The organism is Bacillota bacterium (assembly GCA_023511455.1).
Classification (GTDB): Bacteria; Armatimonadota; HRBIN16; order HRBIN16; family HRBIN16; genus HRBIN16.
Genome location: JAIMBJ010000008.1, coordinates 66,817 through 88,188, shown reverse-complemented (window position 1 = coordinate 88,188; position 21,372 = coordinate 66,817). Strand labels below are relative to the sequence as shown.

The 21,372-nt window shown below is 60.4% G+C and carries 17 protein-coding genes; 12 read left to right on the top strand and 5 right to left on the bottom strand.

The genetic code is table 11. The features are described 5' to 3' along the window. Nucleotides 1-90 precede the first annotated feature (90 nt). From K6U75_07115 to K6U75_07090, 6 genes are all read left to right on the top strand, one after another. On the top strand, nucleotides 91-1,791 hold the full coding sequence (locus tag K6U75_07115; GenBank protein ID MCL6474806.1) for an AAA family ATPase: 1,701 nt from the start codon (nucleotides 91-93) through the stop codon (nucleotides 1,789-1,791). Between the two features lie 11 nt (nucleotides 1,792-1,802). After that, a complete protein-coding gene (locus K6U75_07110) occupies nucleotides 1,803-3,374 on the top strand; it encodes a proteasome accessory factor PafA2 family protein (protein ID MCL6474805.1) in 1,572 nt (523 codons plus the stop codon). Beyond that, nucleotides 3,347-3,535: a ubiquitin-like protein UBact gene (locus K6U75_07105; GenBank protein ID MCL6474804.1), complete on the top strand. Its 189-nt coding sequence runs from the start codon at nucleotides 3,347-3,349 to the stop codon at nucleotides 3,533-3,535. The genes K6U75_07110 and K6U75_07105 overlap by 28 nt, the downstream gene beginning before the upstream one ends. Before the next feature lie 3 nt (nucleotides 3,536-3,538). After that, nucleotides 3,539-4,321, top strand: coding sequence for a proteasome subunit alpha (locus tag K6U75_07100; GenBank protein ID MCL6474803.1), 783 nt, complete (start codon nucleotides 3,539-3,541; stop codon nucleotides 4,319-4,321). 89 nt (nucleotides 4,322-4,410) lie between these two features. After that, nucleotides 4,411-5,181: a hypothetical protein gene (locus tag K6U75_07095; protein MCL6474802.1), complete on the top strand. Its 771-nt coding sequence runs from the start codon at nucleotides 4,411-4,413 to the stop codon at nucleotides 5,179-5,181. A gap of 46 nt (nucleotides 5,182-5,227) precedes the next feature. Beyond that, nucleotides 5,228-6,700, top strand: coding sequence for a proteasome accessory factor PafA2 family protein (locus K6U75_07090; protein ID MCL6474801.1), 1,473 nt, complete (start codon nucleotides 5,228-5,230; stop codon nucleotides 6,698-6,700). Between the two features lie 161 nt (nucleotides 6,701-6,861). Here the strand turns inward: K6U75_07090 and K6U75_07085 are convergent, their stop codons facing one another. Further along, nucleotides 6,862-8,274 (bottom strand): hypothetical protein, encoded by a 1,413-nt coding sequence (locus K6U75_07085; GenBank protein ID MCL6474800.1) that lies wholly within the window; start codon nucleotides 8,272-8,274, stop codon nucleotides 6,862-6,864. A gap of 240 nt (nucleotides 8,275-8,514) precedes the next feature. Here K6U75_07085 and K6U75_07080 point away from each other — a divergent pair, with 240 nt between their 5' ends. Continuing rightward, nucleotides 8,515-11,802, top strand: a complete 3,288-nt coding sequence (locus K6U75_07080; GenBank protein ID MCL6474799.1) for a DUF3395 domain-containing protein — start codon at nucleotides 8,515-8,517, stop codon at nucleotides 11,800-11,802. A gap of 203 nt (nucleotides 11,803-12,005) precedes the next feature. Here the strand turns inward: K6U75_07080 and K6U75_07075 are convergent, their stop codons facing one another. Further along, the gene (locus tag K6U75_07075; protein MCL6474798.1) at nucleotides 12,006-12,482 is read right to left on the bottom strand and encodes a hypothetical protein; all 477 of its coding nucleotides are present in this window, start codon (nucleotides 12,480-12,482) and stop codon (nucleotides 12,006-12,008) included. Between the two features lie 99 nt (nucleotides 12,483-12,581). On the opposite strand from K6U75_07075, the gene K6U75_07070 reads away from it, so the two are divergent. From K6U75_07070 to K6U75_07050, 5 genes are all read left to right on the top strand, one after another. Next, on the top strand, nucleotides 12,582-14,243 hold the full coding sequence (locus K6U75_07070) for a cation:proton antiporter (protein MCL6474797.1): 1,662 nt from the start codon (nucleotides 12,582-12,584) through the stop codon (nucleotides 14,241-14,243). Nucleotides 14,244-14,308: 65 nt separating this feature from the next. Then, on the top strand, nucleotides 14,309-15,391 hold the full coding sequence (locus K6U75_07065) for an aldose 1-epimerase family protein (GenBank protein ID MCL6474796.1): 1,083 nt from the start codon (nucleotides 14,309-14,311) through the stop codon (nucleotides 15,389-15,391). 49 nt (nucleotides 15,392-15,440) lie between these two features. Further along, on the top strand, nucleotides 15,441-15,776 hold the full coding sequence (locus tag K6U75_07060) for a nucleotidyltransferase domain-containing protein (GenBank protein MCL6474795.1): 336 nt from the start codon (nucleotides 15,441-15,443) through the stop codon (nucleotides 15,774-15,776). Next, entirely contained in the window at nucleotides 15,766-16,116 is a 351-nt protein-coding gene (locus K6U75_07055) for a DUF86 domain-containing protein (GenBank protein MCL6474794.1), read from the top strand. The genes K6U75_07060 and K6U75_07055 overlap by 11 nt, the downstream gene beginning before the upstream one ends. A 44-nt stretch (nucleotides 16,117-16,160) precedes the next feature. After that, on the top strand, nucleotides 16,161-17,924 hold the full coding sequence (locus K6U75_07050) for an alpha-L-fucosidase (protein ID MCL6474793.1): 1,764 nt from the start codon (nucleotides 16,161-16,163) through the stop codon (nucleotides 17,922-17,924). A gap of 93 nt (nucleotides 17,925-18,017) precedes the next feature. Here K6U75_07050 and K6U75_07045 read toward each other — a convergent pair whose 3' ends face one another. From K6U75_07045 to K6U75_07035, 3 genes are read right to left on the bottom strand one after another with little or no spacing between them, the layout of a single operon-like run. Next, on the bottom strand, nucleotides 18,018-19,214 hold the full coding sequence (locus K6U75_07045) for a pyridoxal phosphate-dependent aminotransferase (protein MCL6474792.1): 1,197 nt from the start codon (nucleotides 19,212-19,214) through the stop codon (nucleotides 18,018-18,020). Between the two features lie 10 nt (nucleotides 19,215-19,224). Further along, nucleotides 19,225-19,785 carry an NUDIX domain-containing protein gene (locus K6U75_07040; protein ID MCL6474791.1) on the bottom strand — a complete coding sequence of 187 codons (561 nt, stop codon included), beginning with the start codon at nucleotides 19,783-19,785 and terminating at the stop codon, nucleotides 19,225-19,227. Nucleotides 19,786-19,821: 36 nt separating this feature from the next. Then, the gene (locus tag K6U75_07035; GenBank protein MCL6474790.1) at nucleotides 19,822-21,354 is read right to left on the bottom strand and encodes a DUF4091 domain-containing protein; all 1,533 of its coding nucleotides are present in this window, start codon (nucleotides 21,352-21,354) and stop codon (nucleotides 19,822-19,824) included. Nucleotides 21,355-21,372: the final 18 nt, after the last annotated feature.

Below are 21,372 nucleotides of genomic sequence, written 5' to 3'. Positions count from 1 at the left end.
AAAAGGGCTTCCGAAAGATGTACCGTTCGGGTATAATCAGTACACGCCCGACGGCAAGTAATCCGCGTCGGGTCGCAGGGGGCGAAGAAGATGAAGCGTGACCGTTACCAAGAGGATAAATACGAAGAGTTTCAGCCGCCGGAGACCTCCCTGCGTGCGCTAACGCTACTTGACGAAATCCTGCGCGCTCGTCCACCCCAGGATGCCCGGCTCCTGAACTACCTGCTGTTGCTGCGTCATCAGCTGGAGGTGGACGAGAAGCAGTTTCAGGAGGCGCAGAAGGCGCTGCAGGAATACGAGCAGGTGTATGAAAAGCTCACCTCTCCGGCAAACCGTATCGGGGTGTATCTCGGTTCGCCTGCGGACGGCGTTGCCATGATTGCCGTCGGCGACACCGAATACTATGCGAACATCGATCCGAAGATGGACGCCAGCACGCTGAAGGTGGGCACGCGCGTGCGCATCAATGAGGCGTTTGCGGTGGTGGGGGACCTGGGTTACCACCCGCAGGGTCCCATCGTCAAGGTGCAGGAGGTTCTGGAAGACGGTCGCCTGCGCGTGGCATCCGACCCGCAGGGCATGTCGGGACGACTCGTGCTGCGTGGTCATGACCTGGCCGAGGTCACCATCAAGCCGGGTGACGAAGTGCGCATGGAGCCTAACCTGAAGGTGGCGCTGGAGCACTTCGCGCAGCGCGAGGCGCGCGACTACTACTTCGAAGAGGTTCCCGAGATACCCTGGAGCGCCATCGGCGGTCAGGAAGATGCCATCCGCGTCATCCGCGATACCATCGAACTGCCGCTGCTCCATCCCGAGCTGTTCCGCAAGTTCGAGAAGCAGCCGATCAAGGGCATCCTTCTGTATGGACCGCCTGGCTGTGGCAAGACGCTGATTGGCAAAGCCACTGCCTATAACCTGACACAAGAATACCGTCGTCAACTGGGGCGCGATGTGCGCGAGTACTTCATGTACATCAGCGGTCCCAAGATACTGAACATGTGGCTCGGCGAGAGCGAGCGCATGGTGCGCGAAATCTTCGCTGCCGCGCGAGAGAAGGCACGGGAAGGTAATCTGGTCTTCATTTTCATCGACGAAGCCGAGTCCATCCTGCGCGTGCGCAACTCCGGCAGGTTTACCCACATCTCCAACACGGTGGTGCCGCAGTTCTGTGCGGAGATGGATGGGCTGGTCTCGCTGGAGAACGTGGTGGTGATGCTGACGTCCAACCGTCCGGACTATATCGACCCCGCCATCTTGCGTCCAGGGCGCATTGACCGCAAGGTGAAGGTGGCTCGCCCCGACAAGCAGGCGTCGCGGGACATTCTGGCGATTTACCTGCATCCGAACATCCCGCTGGACCCAGCGACGGTGCGCGAATACGGCTCGGAGGAGGCGGCTCGCGAGGCGTTGCTGGACGGCGCGATCGAATACCTGTGGCGCAAGCATCCGGAGACCGAGTTCGTGCAGGTGTACCTGCGCAACGGCTCGGTGGAGACGCTCTACTGGCGCGACCTGGTCAGCGGCGCGCTGCTGAAGTCGGTGGTAGACCGCGCGAAGGACTACGCCATCAAGCGAGCCATCGAGTGCGGCGAGGATAGCGGCATCTCCCTGCCCGACCTGCAGCAAGCCATCCGCACCGAGTACAAGGAGAGCGAAATCTTCCCCAAGTCCGACTCGCAGGAAGACTGGCTGAAGCTGCTGGACTACGAGCCGGACAACGTGGCGGACGTGCGCCCGATTCGCCCACAAGACCGCGAGCGGCAATCGGCGGCGCGGCGGAACATCATTTAGGCGGTGCATCCATGCAGAGGCTGGTCGGGCTGGAGACCGAGTATGGGTTATACATTGAGGGCAAAAACCCCTCGGAGCTGGTGTTCGAGGCGGCGGAGGTGGTGCGCAGCTACAACGCCTCCACCTTCGCCTCCCCGTGGGACTACCGGCGCGAAGACCCACGTAAAGATGCACGCGGCTTCCACGTGGAATATCTGCAAACCGACCCGGTAGACGCCCAGTACGACACGGAAGGCACCGCCTCTGCCTGCATGTCTGCCGAGACACGCAGCGACCGCGTGTTGCCCAACGGTGCGCGCCTCTACAACGACCATGGTCACCCCGAGTACTCCACCCCAGAGTGCGTTAGCTTGCGGGAGCTGGTGGCGCATGACCGCGCGGGAGAGCGCATCGTCTGGTCGTGCGCGCAGGAGTATATGCGCCGCACCGGTTTGAAGGTGCACATTTATAAGAACAACACCGACTTTCACGGCGCGAGCTACGGCTGTCATGAAGGCTACCTGATGCGCCGCAGCGTGCCTTTCGAGCAGGTCATCCGGGGCATGATGCCTTTCTTCGTCACGCGCATCCTGTATGCAGGCGCGGGTAAGGTGGGGGTGGAGACGCCCGGCATCTTCGGTGATGTACCCTATCAACTGTCTCAGCGGGCGGACTTCTTCTCGGTGGAAGCCAGCGTGGACACCCTTTACCAGCGTCCCATTATCAACACGCGCGACGAGCCGCACGCCACCCCGTCACGCTACCGCAGACTGCATGTCATCTGTGGCGATGCCAACATGAGCGAATATGCCACCGCCCTCAAGGTGGGCACGACGCGCCTCGTGACGGAGATGATCGAGATGGGGTGGCAACCGGGCATTGCCATCCGCAACCCGGTGGAGACCATCCGCCGCCTCTCGCGCGACCCGCAGTGGAAGTGGCAAGTGGAACTGGAAGACGGACGCACCCTCCCTGCCATAGAGGTACAACGGCTCTACCTTCGCGAAGCGCAGAGCCGCTTCGCCCATGCCGATACCGAGACGCAGTGGCTTTTGATGGCATGGGAAAGCACGCTCGACGCGCTGGAGCGCGACCCGCAGCAGCTGGCAGATAGCCTGGACTGGGTTGCGAAGAGACTGTTGCTCGAACAGTTCATCGAGAGTGAAGGCGTGGACTGGAAGGAGCCTATTGTGCAAAGTCTGGATTTGGCGTATCATAGTATAGACCCGCAGGACGGCTTGTTCGCGGGGCTGGAACAAATGGGAGCGGTGAGGCGCGTAGTAACAGATAAAGATATCGAGCGAGCGATGTGCCATCCGCCCAGCAGCACCCGGGCGTGGGTGCGCGGCACGCTGGTGGAGCGTTACCCGCAAGCCATCAGCGCAATTACGTGGAGCCGGGTGCAGTTGACCTTCGGCGAGCAGGCGGTGACGCTGGACCTGCGCGACTGGGTGACCCAGCGGGTACCGCAGAAGGTACAGAGACTGGCGAAAGCACATAACCTCACCGAGTTTGTCAACACATTCCGACAGCTACATGCCTCGCGCAAGAGCGAGGAAGAAGGAGGGAACCAGCCATGCAGTGGCGAGCAGACGACCGATTAACCCGAACCATCCCGTCCGACCCCATCACGCGCAAGGGAGGCGAGGAGGGAGGCCCCACCACACCGAAGGTAAGCCGCCCTGATGTGAACGACCTGCTGAAGCGCATGAGGCGCGTGGATCCGGACCAGGCACGACGCTATCGCCAGCGCAGTGGAGAATAAGCAGTGGGAGAGCGACTGTCGGCAAACCACAGCGGGGACTTCATGGCGCTGCTGCGGGCACATGGCTTGTGGCGGGAGCCGGAGGTAATCCCTTCCGAACGGGTCCCGCCGGCGGTACAGGAAGTGCACGGCACTACTGTCATTGCCCTGAAGTACCGCGACGGCGTGCTCAACGTGGGCGACCGCCGTGCCACTTCCGCCAACGCCATCATGTACGACCGCGCGGAGAAGATTCTGCCACTGGATGACTACACGCTCATCGCTATCGCGGGGTCCTACGCGCGGGCAATGGAGATTGTGCGCTATCTGCAACACTCGTTCAAGTACTACGCCCGCACGCAACTGCAGGAGATGAGCCTGGAGGGCAAGCTGGCGGAGGTGTCGCGTGCGCTGGCAGGCAACCTGAGCATGGCGTTGCAGGGCATCGGCTTGTTTATACCGGTCGTCTCCGCCTACGACCTGGAGCGCGGCGAGGGGCGCATCTTCTTCTACGACGGCATGGGCGCACGCTTCGAAAGCGTGGAGTTCGGCGGGGCAGGCTCTGGCTCGGAACGCATTCGTGGCGTGTTCGACTATATCTTGAAAACGAAAGGACCCTTCCACGAGATGACGCTGGAAGATGCCCTGCGCGAATCGCTGCTGCTGCTGGACATCGCTGCCGACCTCGACTCCGCCACCGCGGGCATCGAGAAAGTGCTACCAGTAGCGCGAGCAGTGACCAGCGAAGGCATTCTGGACATCCCGGAGGAACAGTTATCCGACATCCGGGCGAGCCTGAAAAGATAGGTGCCTCATGTAGCCCCAGGCTTTAGCCTGCGCCGAAGTGTCATGCAGGCTGCAGCCAGCGTGAAACGAAGGGCGGATAAGAAGGAGCAATGGTCTACACACCCTACGACTTCAATGAAAGCGTGCGGCATCGCACGGAATATATCGAGGAGCGGTTGCGTGACGGTAGCCCCGTCGCTGGCATCAGCTACGACGGGGGCGTGTTGTTGCTCACCCTGCGCCGCACGCAACGCAAGATTTTCGAGGTCTACGACCGTCTGATGTTTGCAGGATTGGGCAACCAGAGCGACCTGGAGATTATCCGGGTGGGCGCGATCGACTTCGCGCATCAGGAGGGCTACGCCCGCAGTCCCGATGACGTGACCATCCAGCGCGTGGTGGGCTTCGCCATCAGTCCGGGCATCAAGCGGGCGTTTGGAGATGTGCTCAACGCGCCGTTTGTGGTACGCGCCCTCTTTGCCGAAATGGGCAGAAAGCCCGAAGAAGACCTGTTCTACACCCTGAACTATGACGGTGAGTTCGTCTCGCTCAACTGGGCGGCGGCGGTAGCAGGCACGCCGGAGGCGGAGGAACAGATGATACGCCAGCTGGTGCCCGAAGATGCGGAGGGCGCACCCGACCTGCATACGGCGTTACGTCGCGCTCTGCGAGCATGGGCGACCGGCAGGCTGTGGGCGACCGACATGCACCTGCAGGAAGAGGGTGCAGAGAGCCTGACGGAAGAACGCATCGAGGCGTTCCTGCGGGAGCAGCTGCAAGACCTGCAGGTCGAGGCGGCGATTCTCGACCGCTTCACCAAGCGCGAGCGCAAGTTCCGCCTGCTGAAAGAGGACGAAATCCGTCCCGTGCTGCCACAGTAGCGTCGGAACAGAACGGGTTCCAAGCAACACGCGGAGGTGCAGGCAAATGGAAAACCGGATTTTCGGTATCGAAACAGAGTTTGGGTGCTTCGTCCGTGACGAAAGCGTGGGCAGACCCGAGCGGGTGGTGGAAAAGGTCAAAGACTGTGTGTTCTACCGCCTGCGCCGTGGGCTGATCGACCTGCACAGCCGCGACTTTGCCTTTGAGCCTGCGCGCGGAGGCGGGTTCCTCATCAACGGCGGGCGCCTGTACATCGACGCGGTGGGCGACCATGAGGAGTATGCCACCCCGGAGTGCTCGCGCCTGTCCGACATCGTGGCGCACGAAAAGGCGGGACAGCGTATCCTGCTGGAAGCGTTACAGGCGCTCGGCTGGCAGGACAAGGTCTCCTTCTACAACAACGCCGTCGACCACTTTGGCGGGCATACCTTTGGCTGTCACGAAAACTACCTGGTCAGCATCGAAGACCGTTACTTCCTTGACTCGTTGTATAACCTGTTGCCCTTCCTGGTTACCCGGCAGATTTTTGCGGGCACGGGACGTGTGGGCGGACATCGCCTGAACTATAACGACTTCTCGAACAACATCATGGACCTGAGCGAACATGAGATGGACTACGTGTGGGTGAGCCGCTTCTACGCGGTGGAGATCGACCCCACGGTGGAGTTTCAGCTCTCTCAGCGGGCGGACCACATTGTGAAGACCATCTCTTCGCGCGTGCGCTTCAACCGTGCCATCATCAACCCCAAGTGGGACAGCTACTACTCCTACAACAGCATGCACCGCCTGCACATCCTGTTCGGCGAGGGCAACATGAGCGAATACGCCACCGCCCTCAAAATCGGCACCACCAGTCTGGTGCTCGACCTGCTGGAGCGCAACCTGATTAAGCCCGACGTGCGCCTCGCCGACCCGCTGGAAGCCCTGCGCAGTGTCAGCCGCGACCCCACCTGGCGGTGGATTGTGCGCCGGCACGACGGCTCTACCATCCGCGCGATCGACCTGCAGCGCATCTACCTCGAAACGGCAAAGCAACACCTCACCGGGCGCGATGAGGATACCGACTGGGTGCTGCGCGAGTGGGAATACGTGCTGGACGCCCTCGAGCTCGACCCCATGAGCCTGGACGATCGCCTCGACTGGGTGGCGAAGCGCAAACTGCTCGATACCTTCCGGCAACAGGAGGGTTTGCTCTGGCACGACGACATCATGTTCAGCCTGGATATGGAGTACCACAACACCGACCCCTCGCGCGGACTGTACTACGGTCTGGTGGAGGCGGGGCTGATGCAGCGCATCGTCACCGATGAGGACATCCAGAACGCCACTACCAACGCTCCTGATAACACCCGCGCCTACGGGCGCAGCCGCGCCATCCAGCACCTGCTAGCCTCCCGCAACAGGGCGTATATCGTGGACTGGGATATGGTCTACGTGGACAAAGGGCGGCAGCTGGAACTGCGCAACCCCTTCCGCACCTACGAGAAAGAGTCGGAGCGGTTTATCCGCAGCCTGTAAGGGAGCGCGCACCGCGTGCCCAATCTGCCTACAGCGATTAACTCTTCGCGTGAGAAATCGCATTCAATTGCCCCTCTCCCACAGCGTGGGAGAGGGGCACGGGGTGAGGGCTAACACAACTCCCCTCTCCCACAGCGGGGGAGAGGGGCCGGGGGTGAGGGCTACTCATCCCCAATCGCGCCAAAGTTCTTCACGAGGATACCGAAGTCGAACAGCGTGACCTCTTCATCTCCGTCCAGGTCAGCGTCGGGGTTCCAGTTGCCGTCGCCGGGCACGGAGCCGAATGCCGCCACCAGCGCGCCGAAGTCAAAGAGCGTGACCTCGTTATCGCCGTCGATGTCGCCGTTGAGCAGCTCGATGCTCAGGTCGGTGACACTGCCGCCGCTGGTATCTACGGCAAGCGTGCGACGCAGCCAGTGGCTCACCTTCACCGAAATGTCAAACACGCCGCGGCGGGGAGCGGTGAAGCGGAAAGTACCCCCCTCGCCAAGCGCGACATCCACTGTCTGGAAGGGCGTGGTTCCGCCCGGCTCGCGCAGCTCGAAGGTGATGCTGGAAGGCAGCACCCCACCGTAATCGCCGAAGGCGATGGTTCCGCCCACCTTCGGCATGGCGAAGGGGTTGCGTGCCAGCACCACACGCCCATCGGAACCGCCGTAGGCAAACGTCTCCCCGTCGGGGGAGAAGGCGACCGAGTAAACGGCGGAGCTGGTCTCCTGATTATACATGGCGAGCTGAGCACCGTCAGACACCCGCCACAGGCGCACGGTGCCGTCTCGTCCGCCCGATACCAGAATCTGCCCATCGGGACTGAAGCTGACGCTGTACACCCAGTTGGTATGCCCGGTCATTGTGCGCAACAGCGCACCATCGGATACGCGCCACAGGCGCACGGTGTTATCGAAGCTGGACGAGACCAGCAGGCTTCCGTCCGGCGAGAAGTCGACTGCGGTGATTCCGCTGCCATGCCCTGTCATTGTGCGTACCAGCACACCATCCGACATCCGCCAGATGCGGATGCCCCCGTTCTGCCCTCCTGAAGCGACCAGGCTACCGTCCGCAGAGAAGGCGATGCACCGAATCCACTCGGGGCTGCTGATGGTTCTCACCGGCGTGTTGTTGGGTATCTGCCAGAACTTGATGAGACCATCGGTACCGCCGGTAGCCACCAGACTGCCGTCAGGCACATAGCGCGCGGCGTACATATACGCGCTGTGCCCCAGGAAGCTGGCGAGCAGATTGCCGCCGGTCACGTTCCAGAACTGCACGGTGCGCTCGAACAGCACATCGGTGAGGGTGCTGCCATCGGGCGCAATCGCCAGCCCGCGAACTGCTGTGCCGCATGAGAAGTTCCTGAGCAGTGCACCATCAGAAGCGCGATAGACTTTGGCGGTGGTGTCTTCGCTGCCCGATGCCAGCAGGCTGCCATCTGCGGTGAAGCTGAGCGCGTTTACCCAGCTGGTGTGCTGTTTGACCATCCACACGATGTCGGGGGTCCCCTGCGCGTACAGTGGCGTTATCTGGATGACGAACACGAGGAGCAAAGCGAACCGGGTTACAAAGCGCCAAAGCATGTTGCACACTCCTTTCCCTCAGAGATATGGCTCCTTAAGCCGCCCCCATTATAGGTGTCTCAACCGAGATTTGTCAAGCAATCTGGAAGATGAAAACGAAAAGCGGCGACCATTGCGCGAACGAACACCTCCAGCCGCAGAAGTTGTCAAGATTGTAAAGGATGAGCGCAGGTAGGAACCTCTTGCCCTTTGGCGAAGCATCGAACCAGTCCTTAACACAACACCCGGTAGGAGGTGGAGATGACGCGCGCCATGAAGGTTTTGTGGACCTCCCTCTTTGTGTGTGCTCTGTTTGTGAGTATGAGCCAGGCGGATTCGCTCGAGGAGGGCTTCCGCAACCCTCCCAACTCCGCGAAACCGCATACCTGGTGGCACTGGGTGAATGATAATATCGCCAAAGAAGGTATCACCGCCGACCTGGAGGCGATGAAGCGCGTGGGCGTCGGCGGAGCGCAGATATTCAACGTGGATGTGGGTGTGCCTTCCGGCGGCGTGACCTTCATGAGCGACCGCTGGCGCGAGATGATACGACACGCCGTGAAAGAGGCGAACCGGCTCGGACTGGAGCTGTGCATCCACAACTGCGCCGGATGGTCGAGTAGCGGCGGTCCGTGGGTCAAGCCCGAGCACGCGATGCTGATTGTGGTCACGCGGGCAGTGCAGGTGCAGGGACCGCAACGCTTTTCCGAGCAGCTACCTCAACCGGAAAGAAGAGCGGGGTTCTACCGCGATATCGCCGTGCTTGCCTTCCCCACCCCCACAGGCAACCTGCGCATCCACAACCTGCGCGGCAAAGCGGCATACGAGCGACAGGACGGCATCCAGCCGGTTGCTGAATCCGGTGCCTCTGCCGAGAGCGTCGTTCCCGCTGAAAAGGTGTGGAATCTCACTGCCTTGCTGGACGCAGACGGAAGGCTGACGTGGGATGTACCGGAAGGCGACTGGACCATCCTGCGCATCGGCTACACGCCCACCGGCAAGGATAACCACCCCGCCACACCGGAAGGACGGGGACTGGAGGTAGACAAGCTCAGCAAGGAAGCACTGGACGCGTTCTGGAACGACGGCATGATGGCGACGGTGCTGCGCGACATCGGGGCGCTGGCGGGTAAAACGTTGAACAATGCGCTGGTGGACAGCTACGAAGTCGGCAGCCAGAACTGGACGCCCCGCTTCCGTGAGGAGTTCTACCGTCGGCGGGGCTATGACCTGCTGCCTTTCCTGCCGGTGTTCGCGGGATACGTGGTGGGTTCACCGGAAATCTCCGAGCGATTCCTGTGGGATGTACGCCAGACCGTGTCGGAGATGTTCGTGGAAAACTACTACGGGCACTTTTCCGAGCTGTGCCGCAAGCACGGATTGCTTTTCTCCACCGAACCGTACGGCAACGGCACGTTCGACGACCTTGCCGCCGGCGGACGTGCCGACATCCCCATGGGCGAGTTCTGGATAGGCGGCGGCGCACACGAAACCGCCAAGCTCGCTGCTTCCGCCGCGCACATCTACGGCAGGACAATCGTCGGGGCGGAGGCTTTCACCGCCACCCCCGAGCTGGGCAGGTGGCAGAACGACCCCTACTCCATGAAAGCTCTGGGCGACCATATCTTCTGCCTGGGCGTCAACCGTTTCATCTTCCATCGCTACGCACACCAGCCATGGCTGAACGTCAAGCCCGGCATGACGATGGGTCCCTGGGGCTTTCACTTTGAGCGCACCAACACCTGGTGGGAGCCGGGCAGAGCGTGGCTGAAATACCTTGCCCGCTGCCAGTATCTGCTGCAGCAGGGGCGGTTCGTGGCGGACATCGCGATATACGTGGGCGAACACCAGCCGATTTCCGCACCCTTCCGACCCGATTTGCGGGCGAAAGGCTACGACTACGACTGCCTGAACAAAGAGGTGTTGCTGAGAGCAACGGTGCGCAACGGAAGAATAGTCCTGCCCAGCGGGATGACCTACCGTGTGCTGGTGTTGCCCGACAGCCGCTTCATGACGCCGCGCGTGCTGCGTAAGGTGGCAGAGCTGGTGCGGGCAGGAGCGGTGGTCATCGGTCCGAAGCCCGAAAAGTCGCCCAGCTTGAGCAGATACCCGCAGTGTGACCAAGAGGTTCGCCGCCTGGCAGATGAGGTCTGGGGCAACTGCGATGGCGTGAAGGTGAAGGAACACGCTTACGGCAAGGGCAAGGTCGTCTGGGGCAAATCGGTCGAGCAGGTGCTTGCAGGGATGCGTGTTCCCCCCGACTTTGAAGCATCTCCCGGCACCCGAATCGATTTCATTCACCGCGTGGTGGGCGACACAGACCTTTACTTCGTCTCCAACCAGCGGTATCGCACGGAGGACCTGGAATGCACGTTCCGGGTGGCAGGCAAAGTGCCCGAGCTCTGGTACCCCGACACCGGCAAAACCGAGCCTGCGCTCGTTTATCGGGTGGTTGGTGGGCGCACGGTGGTTCCTCTGCGACTGGACCCGGCAGGGTCGGTGTTCGTGGTGTTCCGCAAGCGGTTGTCGCCGACCCTGCACTTTGCGACGGTACAGGCTCCGGGTGTGGGCAAGACAGCTCGCCCCTCGCAACTGGTCATCCGCAGGGCAGTATATGAGGCGGTCGACGGAGCGGGGTCTGCCGATGTCACCGCCCGTTTGCAGGCGATGGTACGCAACGGTACGCTCTCCGTGAACGTGAACAACATCACCATGGGCGGAGATCCTACCCCCTTCCACTACAAGCGCCTGCGCGTGGAGTATACGCTGGACGGCAAAGAATACAGTATCATCGTCAATGAGAACGCCGACCTCGACATCCCTGCCCGCGAAACGGCAGGCGCAATACCCGCTTACTCTGTCCGTCTCCTGCCGAATGCCAGGGTAGAGCTGCTGGCATGGCGAGCAGGAGACTACACCCTGCGCCTGCCATCCGGAAAAACCATCCGTGTCCGCAACGACAGGTCTGCACAGGTGATGCCGGTAACAGGCAAATGGACGGTGCGCTTCCCGAAGGGCCGGGGCGCGCCGGAGAAAGTGGTGTTTGACCGCCTGATTTCGTGGACGGAGCATCCGCACCCGGGCGTGCGCTACTTCTCCGGAACTGCCCGCTATGAAAAGGCGTTGCAGATACCGCCCTCATGGATTGTGCCCAACCAGCGGCTGTATCTGTCGCTGGGCGAGGTCAAAAACCTGTGCGAGGTGTGGCTGAACGGCAAGTACCTGGGCATTCTGTGGAAACCACCGTTCCGTGTGGACATTACCGACGTTGTCCGCCCGGGTCTGAACAGGCTGGAGGTACACGTAACCAACCTGTGGGTCAACCGCCTCATCGGTGACGAGCAGTACCCTGACGACTGCGAATGGCAGGGAAGCCAGCTGAAAGCCTTCCCACACTGGTTCGTGGAAGGCAAACCGCGTCCCGTGCCACAAAGGTTGACCTTCACCACCTGGAAGCACTGGCAGAAAGATGACCCCTTGCGCCCATCCGGTCTGCTGGGAGAGGTAGAGGTTTATGCCGTAAGAAGTCACACCATCAGGGCGCAATGAGGCAGGTTACCGAAGATTCGCTGAACAAACACGCCGCGACAGAGGCAAAAGCGGTCGGTTGAGACTCTTGCAGGGGGGGCGAACCTCCTGACGAGCTAAGCCCTCCCCCGTCTTCCCGCTATGGTCAGGAGAAAACGAGCAAACGGCTTACCGCTCGCAGGAGGTTGCACCTTGCTATCATGCGCGGTACCGCTCTTGCAGGGTTATTCTGCTTCTTCCTCGCGGTTCAGCCAGCGCGTGCGTCGGGCGTAGTGACGCAGGGTGCTTTCGCTGTATGTCAGCGTCAACCCATGCAGAGGATGTTCCTGCCAGCACCGTCGGATGGCTTCGCAGGCGCGGAGAAACAGCTTGTGCGCTGCCTGCTTGCTGATACCCCAGTACTTTCCTATCTCTTCGAAAGTGTAACCCCGCAGGAAAAGCTCGATCACCTGACGCTGGCGCGGGGTCAAAGGGGCTACTTGCAGCATGATGGCAATCTCGCGCCGTCGCAGAAATCCCACCGCGTCCACCTGAGCATGGTGATGCAGAGGATACAGGCGCGATGCCCACTGCGCGTCTATCTGCTCACGCTTCGTGGTGCGCGCCTCCGAGTAGGCAGGATAGTGTTCGTCACGCCCTGCCAGTTGCAACAACAGGTCAGACAACGCTTCCAGGTTCACATATCGCTCGTGTCCTCTCAACAGTGTTCCCTCCACACAGAATAGTATACAAAAGTATACATCTTTTTATGGCTTTTGTCAAGGCTTCTTTTTCACCATACTTTCCTGTACAATGGAAGTATGATTTCACTGGGTCATCCACTCTTCATGGCGATTATCGCCACCATTGTTGCCGCGCTGATTGGCGGGGCGGCTGCCCATCGGCTGCGCGTGCCTGTCATCATCGGCTACATCAGCGCGGGGGTATTGCTGGGGGTGCTCAACCCGGTGCTGCACATGGATTCTGCTGCCGTACACACCGTATCCGAGCTCGGTGTCGCGTTGATGATGTTTGTGGTGGGGATGGAGCTCTCCCTGCGTGACCTGTTGCGATCGGGGGGCAGGCTGGCTGTGGCGGGCGGGATACAGATTGCACTCTCGATTCTTTTGGGCTACCTGCTGATGACCCTGCTGGGCTGGGAATGGTTCCCTGCGCTGGTGGCGGGATGTGTGGTGGCAATGAGCAGCACCGTCGTGATGATAAGGCTTTATGAACGGCAGGGGGATATCGGGAGTACCGCGTCGGTGCTGGCTATGGGAATTGCCATCACGCAGGACCTTGCGCTCATCGTGCTGGTAGGGATGCTGCCAGTGCTGGCGGACTTTACCCCCGAACGGATTTCCTTGCTTGGGGGTACGTTGCTGCGCTCGGTGCTGGTGCTGGTCGCTGCCTTCCTGCTGGCAACACGATTCATTCCTGTTCTGCTGCGCCACGCGGTTCAGTGGAACTCCCGCGAGCTGTTCCTGCTGCTGGCGGTAAGTCTCTGCTTCGCGACGGCGCTTGGCACGCACGCACTGGGCTTCTCGATGGCGCTGGGTGCGTTTCTCACGGGACTAATCATCAGCGAGTCCGAGTACAGTCGTCAGATCGTGGCAGAAGTGGTTCCCATCCGCGACGTGTTCGCTATCTTCTTTTTCGTCTCGCTGGGCATGCTCATGGACCCCGCCGCGTTGACGTCCCAGTGGATGGAGGTGCTGCTCCTACTGGTGCTCATTGTGTTGGGCAAGGCGCTGATTATTGTCTGGCTCATCCGCACCATCGGTTTTCCCATACGCATTGCGGTAACGGTGGGGTTATCGCTGGCGCAGATTGGGGAGTTCTCGTTTGTGATTGCAGAAATGGCTCGTACGAAGAACTGGTACACCCTCAGCGAGTACAACACCATCCTCGCCGCATCGGTCATCTCGTTGCTTCTATCCCCGATGCTTTTCGCATTGTCGCCGGTGATTTCGCGCATGGCGGCGCGCTTCGTGCGCGGAGAGCGTTTTCGGGAGCTGCGCGAGGAGATACAGGTACAGCGTAGCGTGATGCGGGACCATGTGATCCTATGCGGATTCGGCAGGGTGGGTAGTCGTGTGGCTCAGCAGCTGCTGGGGCGAAAGGTGCCCGTAGTGGTGATTGACCTGGACCCTGAAAGCATCCTGCGAGCGCGCAACCAGAACATCCCCACCATCTACGGCGACGCCGAGGCGCGCGAGGTGCTGGAGTTGGCGAACCCACACACCGCCTCTATCGCCATCCTGACCATGCCAGAGAGCAGTAGCGCAATGGTGGCGGCACGTCGCCTGAAGGAGATTAACCCCCAATTGACCGTTCTGGCACGCACCCACGACGAAGGCAAAATCGCCGACCTGCGCCGGTGCGGGGTAGACCATGTGGTCTTTGCCGAAGAGGAGACTGCCAGGGTGATTGTGCGTCTTGCCCTCGGCTCGGTGGTGAAGAAGGGCGAGTGGGAAGGCTGAAAGCAGGAGATTACCTCATCACCCACGAAGCAAGAGCCGAAACGATGCGAAGGAGGGGAAGTACCATGCCTCGGTTGTTCGGCAAAGAGTTCTCCGTGCAAGAGCTGCTGCAAAAGGTCGGTGACATCTCGCAAATCGCCCGGGTGAAGCCGGTACGCCTGATAGAGGGTGTGGAAGACGGCGTACTGGGCTTTGATTTTATGACCGGCAGTGGGCTGACCTTCAGCGTGCTTGCCAGCCGCGGGATGGACATCTCGGCAGCGCACTACAAGGGCAAACCGCTGGCATGGCGTTCCGCTACCGGCGATGCCCATCCGTATACCTACGAGCCGGAGAAGTTCGGCTGGCTGCGCGGTTTCTACGGTGGACTGGTCACCACCTGCGGCTACAGCACGATGGGCTTTCCCAGTGAGGACGACGGACAGCAGCTGGGCTTACATGGAAGGGCATCCTACACGCCAGCTTATCACCTCGCATGGGGCGGAGAATGGCACGGCGAGCAATACGTGCTGTTTGCACAGGGCTGTCTGCGCGAGGCAATCGTGTTCGGGGAGAACCTGCAGCTCACCCGCCGTATCGAAACACAGCTGGGCGCAACATGGCTGCGCATTCATGACGTGGTGAAGAACCTCGGTTACAAACGCACTCCGCACATGATTCTGTATCATATCAACCTGGGCTGGCCCGTGGTGGACGAAGGCGCGGAAGTGGTGCTCCCCAGTCAGGAGGTAACCCCGCGCACCGAAATCGCCGCGAAGGACATCGGCATTTGGAACCGACTGATTGCGCCCACTCCCGGCTTCTACGAGCAGGTCTACTTCCACAAGATGGGCGCGAAGGCAGACGGCTCGGTGGTCTGCGGGATTGTGAACCGCGCCTGTGAGGGCGGTTATGGCGTATACGTGCGCTACAACCGCAATGAACTGCCCTACTTCACGCAGTGGAAGATGATGGGACAGGGCGAGTACGTGGTCGGCTTGGAGCCGGGCAACGCGCTGGTACAGGGACGGGTGGAAGAGCGAGCCGCCGGACGCCTGCAGTATCTGGAGCCGGGCGAGGAGCGCACCTACACGCTGGAAATCGGCGTGCTGGACGCTGCGGAAGCCATCGAGCAGTTCGAGAAGGACGTGAAGGACTGCACCGGCTGAACGCCATGAGAGGTGAGGTAAACTGAAGACAGAGGATGTAACCAGTACGATGGACAATATGCACGTCACCCTGCCAAAACGGGAGCTGGAAGAGTTCTGCCGGCGCTGGAAGGTTCGCGAAATCGCTGTGTTCGGCTCGGCGTTGCGCCAAGACTTCTCAACCGACAGCGACGTGGACGTTCTCGTCGACTTCCAACAGGATGCGGACTGGAGCTTACTGGATCACGTGCAGATGGAGCGTGAGTTGGAACGACTGCTCCAGAGAAAGGTCGACCTCATTACCAAACGTGCTCTGATGAGAAGCCCGAATTGGGTAATCCGTCGCGAAATCTTGAGAACAGCGCGGGTTGTGTTCCTTGCTTCCGAGGAATCCGATGTTTCGTGATGAAGCCACTTTGATAGATATCATCAGTTCTGCTCGATTGGTGAAGCTCTTTGTAGCGGGGTTGACCAAAGAGCAGTTTCTGGGCGATATCAAGACCCAATCCGCAGTGTTGTATCAGCCGCTGGTCATGGGAGAGGCAGTCAAGCGACTTTCGCGGGAGTTTCGCTCACTCCATCCCGAGGTTCCATGGCAACTGATTGCCGGTATGCGGGACCACCTGATTCACGGCTACGACGTTATTGACTGGGAGGAGATTTGGAAAACTGCAACCCGAGACGTTCCTGACCTGCTGACACAAATCGAGCATCTGTACCCCGAAGAGTCTGGTCAATCGTTGTGACTCTCCGGTCGGATTTTAGAGACATCATTCAACGCAGGTAAACAATGATGATGCGTGGGGTTGTCCAGACAGCGTTGGTGTTCTGCATGGCGTCTCTGCTGATGGCTCAGCCACAGGGCGAGACACCTGAAGCCTTCCTGAAACGCACGCAGTGGTGGCGTGAGGCGAAGTTCGGCATGTTCATCCACTGGGGCATTTATGCCGTACCCGCCGACGCCACCGACCTGCAGGGGCGCAAAACCATCGCCGAGTGGTACCTGAGCAACAAGCAGATGCAGGTGCGCGATTACGAGAAGTTCGCTGCTCAGTTCAACCCGGTGAAGTTCAATGCCCGCGAGTGGGTGCGTATGGCGAAAGAGGCCGGCATGAAGTACATCGTGATTACCAGCAAACACCATGATGGCTTCTGCATGTTCGACACGAAGCTAACCGACTACAATATCGTCAAAGCGACCCCCTTCGGGCGCGACCCCATGAAGGAGCTGGCGGCGGAATGCAAGCGGCAGGGCATCAAACTCTGCTTCTACTACTCTATCATGGACTGGCACCATCCCGATTACCTGCCCCGCCGTCCGTGGGAACGTGATGTACGTCCCGCCGCCGGTGCCGATTTGAACCGCTACATCGACTTCATGAAAGGGCAGCTGCGCGAGCTGCTGACCAACTACGGACCCATTGGCGTGCTGTGGTTTGACGGCGGATGGGAGCATAACGCGCAGGAACTGCGCTCGGCGGAAGTGAACGCCTTCATCCGCAGCCTGCAGCCGCAGATTCTCATTAATGACCGCAACCACCTGCCCGAAGACTTCTCCACGCCGGAGCAAACCATCCCGGCAGGCGCACTGCCCGGTGGGCGGCTGTGGGAAACCTGTATGACCATCAATGATACCTGGGGCTACGCCAAAAACGACACCAACTGGAAATCGGCGGAAGACCTCATCCGCAAGCTTTGCGACATCGCCCACAAGGGAGGTAACTTCCTGCTGAACGTGGGACCGACCGCTGAGGGCACATTCCCCGAACCGATTGTGGAGCGTCTGCAGCGCATCGGGCAGTGGATGAAGGTGAACGACAAAAGCATCTACGGCACCACCCAGAGCCCTTTCCGCAAGCTGTCGTTTGACGGAAGATGCACCGCCAAAGGCAACACGCTGTACCTTCACGTCTTCACCTGGCCCGATGGCGACCTGCGCGTGGAAGGTCTGGAGACGAAGGTGCTAAGTGCCCGCGCCCTGCTGGGCAACGAACCGCTGAAGGTGCGCACCGAACATGTGCAAAACGGCAACGGCTACACGGTGGTTTACATCTCCAGACCGAAACGTATAGACCCCGCCGCGACGGTGGTGGAACTGAAGTTAGCGGGTAAGCCGGTGGTTGCGCAGGTGGCTTCGGTTATCCAGCCAGATGCCCGAGGTGTACTTCTGTGCCACGCGCGTGATGCCGAGGTACACGGCCAAAGTGCCCGGTACGAGCAGGGCGACGGCAAAGACAATATCGGCTTCTGGACAAACGCTTCCGATTACGTCACGTGGACTATTTCCGTACCCGCACGGGGCAGGTATAAAGTCACCGTGACCTATGCCTGCCCGCCGGAGAACGCGGGAAGCCGGTTTCATATCGGCATTGAGGGCAGACAACGGCTGGAAGGCGTTGTCGAAGCCACCGGCTCGTGGACTGCGTTTAGGGACTTCCCGCTGGGCGAGTTGACCCTGCCTGCCGGCAGGCAGGTGCTGTCCGTTCGGGTGACCGAGATGCCCCGCGGGGCGGTCATGAATCTGCAGAAAGTGGTGCTGGAGCCACTGCAATAGACCGTGCACCCCATGGAGGGCGAGGCTCCCGCCGAGCCGTGTTGCCTGTTTTCTCGGCTCACCGGAAGTTTCGCCCTCCGGTTACACGATGTCCTAATCCTGCAACGCCTGCACCGCGTCGGCGATTCGGGCGAGACCGTTGTGGATGGTATCCAGCGAACAGGCGTAGGACAACCGGATGTTCTCGTCCGCGCCGAAGCCACTGCCCGGCACCACCGCCACCCGCGCCACTTCCAGCAGGTACTCCGCGAAGGCGTCGGAGTTGTTGATGAGACGGTCGCCCCAGCGTTTGCCGTAGAGAGCCGACACGTTGGGGAAGGCGTAGAAAGCCCCACCGGGTTCGGCGCAACGGAAGCCGGGGATGCGGTTCAATCCGTCCACAATCGCCTGCCTTCGCTCGGCGAACGCCGCGACCATCTGCTTCACCGTGTCCTCCGGTGCTTGCAACGCTGCCAGTGCCGCCTTCTGCGCAATCGAGGTGGGGTTGGAGGTGGACTGGTCCTGAATGCGCGTCATGGCGGCAATGAGTTCTCGCTCCGCCGCCGCGTAACCGATGCGCCAGCCGGTCATCGAGTACGCTTTGGACATACCGTTGACCAGGATGGTGCGTTTCTTGACTTCCTCACCCAAACTGGCGATGCTAACATGTTCATGCCCATCGTACACCATCTTTTCGTATATCTCGTCGGAGATGATGTACAGGTCATGCCTGAGCGCGAGAGCGGCAATCTCCTTAAGCCTTTGGCGATGGAACACCGCGCCCGTTGGGTTGCACGGGCTGTTCACCACGATTGCCCGTGTTCGCGCACTTATCTTCTCGCGGATGGCGTCGATGGTGGGTACAAAGCCGGTGCTCTCGTCAGCATAGACAAACACCGGCACGCCGTCAGCCAGCTTCACCATCTCCGGGTAGCTCACCCAGTAGGGCGCGGGGATAATCACCTCGTCGCCGGGGTCGCAGATGACCTGAAAGGTGTTATAGAGAGCATGTTTGCCCCCGCAGGTAACGATAATCTGATTGGGCTCGTACTTCAGTCCGTTATCGCGCCAGAGTTTGTCGCAAATCGCTTTGCGCAGTGGCTCGATGCCGGCGGTGGGGGTATATCTGGTGAAGCCCTCTCGCAGGGCGGTAACTGCCGCTTCCTTGATGAACTCCGGCGTGTCGAAGTCGGGTTCTCCGGCTCCAAAAGACAGCACGTCGATACCATCCTCGCGCATCTTGCGCGCTTTGGCGGTGATGGCGAGGGTGGGCGAAGGGCTGGTGCGTTGTGCTCGCTGCGAGATGAACATGCGAACCTCCTTAGAGTGTCATGGCGTCGTTTTCGGGCATGGGTTGTACGCGGGCGAACTGCCCGTAAATCTCACGTAACGGCACACCGGGGCGGAACCGTTTGCGGTATTGCGATAGGGCGAACTGGAATACCTGCGCTATCAACGGGTCCCAGAGATGATACACCTCCTGCACATCCTCAGGAGGTATTAACAGCACCCCATGCGACTCGCTACTGTCCGGTATCGCCATGAAGTGCGCCACCTCTCCGATGAACACCGGCGCGTACCAGCGGGTGCCGTCCGCCTCCTGCAGCAGGTAGACGCCCAACGGCTCCAATTTATTTAACACGATGCCAGCCTCTTCCTGCGCCTCGCGGCGGATGGCTTGCTCCGGCGTTTCCCCTTCCTGCAGATGACCACTGGGCACACTCCAGCCGCGCCCCTCGATGTCGCTGAGCACGACTCTGTCACCGAAGAAAGCGAACAACAAAACCGCGTGCACCGGCTGCAGACCCCGCCACGTGCGGCGCGGGCGAAACGTGACCACCTTCTCATGCCAGCGTACGGTTGGGAACTTGACGGAAGCCATTCGCACTCCTTCCCATTTGGGTCTCGTTCCTTATTATCACCTGCGAGAGTGCCTGGCGTCAAGGGCGCGTGCTATCCGCTCGCGTACTGCCTCGAGCCTCTTCGGGTCCTTCTCAAACTCTGTGAGGCTGCGGGTCAGCTCCCGAATCGCCTCCTGCGTCGCGGTGGCACCGAACTCCTTCTCATAGAGCGTGAGATATTCATAGTCCTCTGTCCCATCGCAGATGAGCTCGAGACGAATGGAGGTCACAGGACCATACACACCTGCCCGCTTGCCCGGGTACACCAGTGAGCCGTCGCCATACACCTGCGGGTTAATGTTTTTGACGGTTGCAATGTCTTCCCAGGGGTCTTGCGTGCTGTTGGGGTCCCACCAGATGGTGTTCCAGTAGAGCAATCCCTGTACCCCAAACATCTTCTGCTGCCAGAAGAGGATGCGATGGTCAATCCCATCCATATCCACGAAGAAGTTGGCATAGGGTTTGCCCGGTCCGCAGCAGACATACCACCACACCTCCTCCCCCCGTTGCTGACGCTCCCGCAGCAGGTCGGGCTGGAAGAAGGGTGTGACAGGGCACCAGATGTTGACCTGCCCGTCCAGCAGTACCTCTGGTCGCTTTTCGGGGTCGAAGTCGGGATTGCGAAAATAGGGCGAAACGATTTTCAAAGAGGGGTCTATCCTTTGAATGCGCTGACAGACCTCCACAAGGCGGTCATACTGTTCGCGGGTGACAGGCTCATCCACCACGTAGAAGTATCCCTTCTCCAGCCAACCGCCCTGCCTCAGATGGTCTACGGTTCGGCGCAGCTGCGCCTCGTCGTCGCTATAGGGGATGATGAAGCTGGTCAGGCGCGGGTCGCTCAGATATTTCCCCGCCTCCGGCGAGAAGATGTCCACCGGTATCGAGAAGGGCGAGATTCGGCGCGACACCAGCAGTTCCCAGTATCGCTGCATTAGCTTGCGGTGTGAACCGCTCTGGGATGACACTCCATGGTGACGGGCAATACCATCGCCCCACAGCCCGAAAGCGGTACGCATCGACGGCTTCAGCGGGATTTCAAAGCTCCACACCCGCAGTTGTATCGGTATGAGGTGTCGTTCGCCTCCGGTCATTTCCAGTTCTATCTCACCGCGATACTGCCCGGGACGGGCGTCACGGGGCACCTCAATGCTTACCCACAGAGGCTGGTTCTGATTCGGTTCCAGATCCACGGGCAATCGCAAGGGTGGTAGAGGGTCCGGGTATTTGCGACCGTGTGCGGGTAGATGGATGTACGCCACCCGGTAGATAGCTATCGCCTCTGCCCCCAGACGAACACCTCTACCGGCTTGAAGGTCGCTCACTTTGACATTGACCAGCTGTGCCTTGTGTGAGGGGCGCAGTACGATTTGCGCTGCCTCTCGTTCGCCCCGCGCGGCGGACAGACGCAAAACCTTTTCGGCAGAACCAGGAGGGGCCTCGTCCTGAAAGACCTTCTGCATGGCGGACGCCACCCATACCTGACAAAGGGGCTGGTCTGCCAGGTTAGCGGCTACGGGCAAACAGGCTATCAGTGCTGTGCAAAACACGGGTAAACCCACCACTGT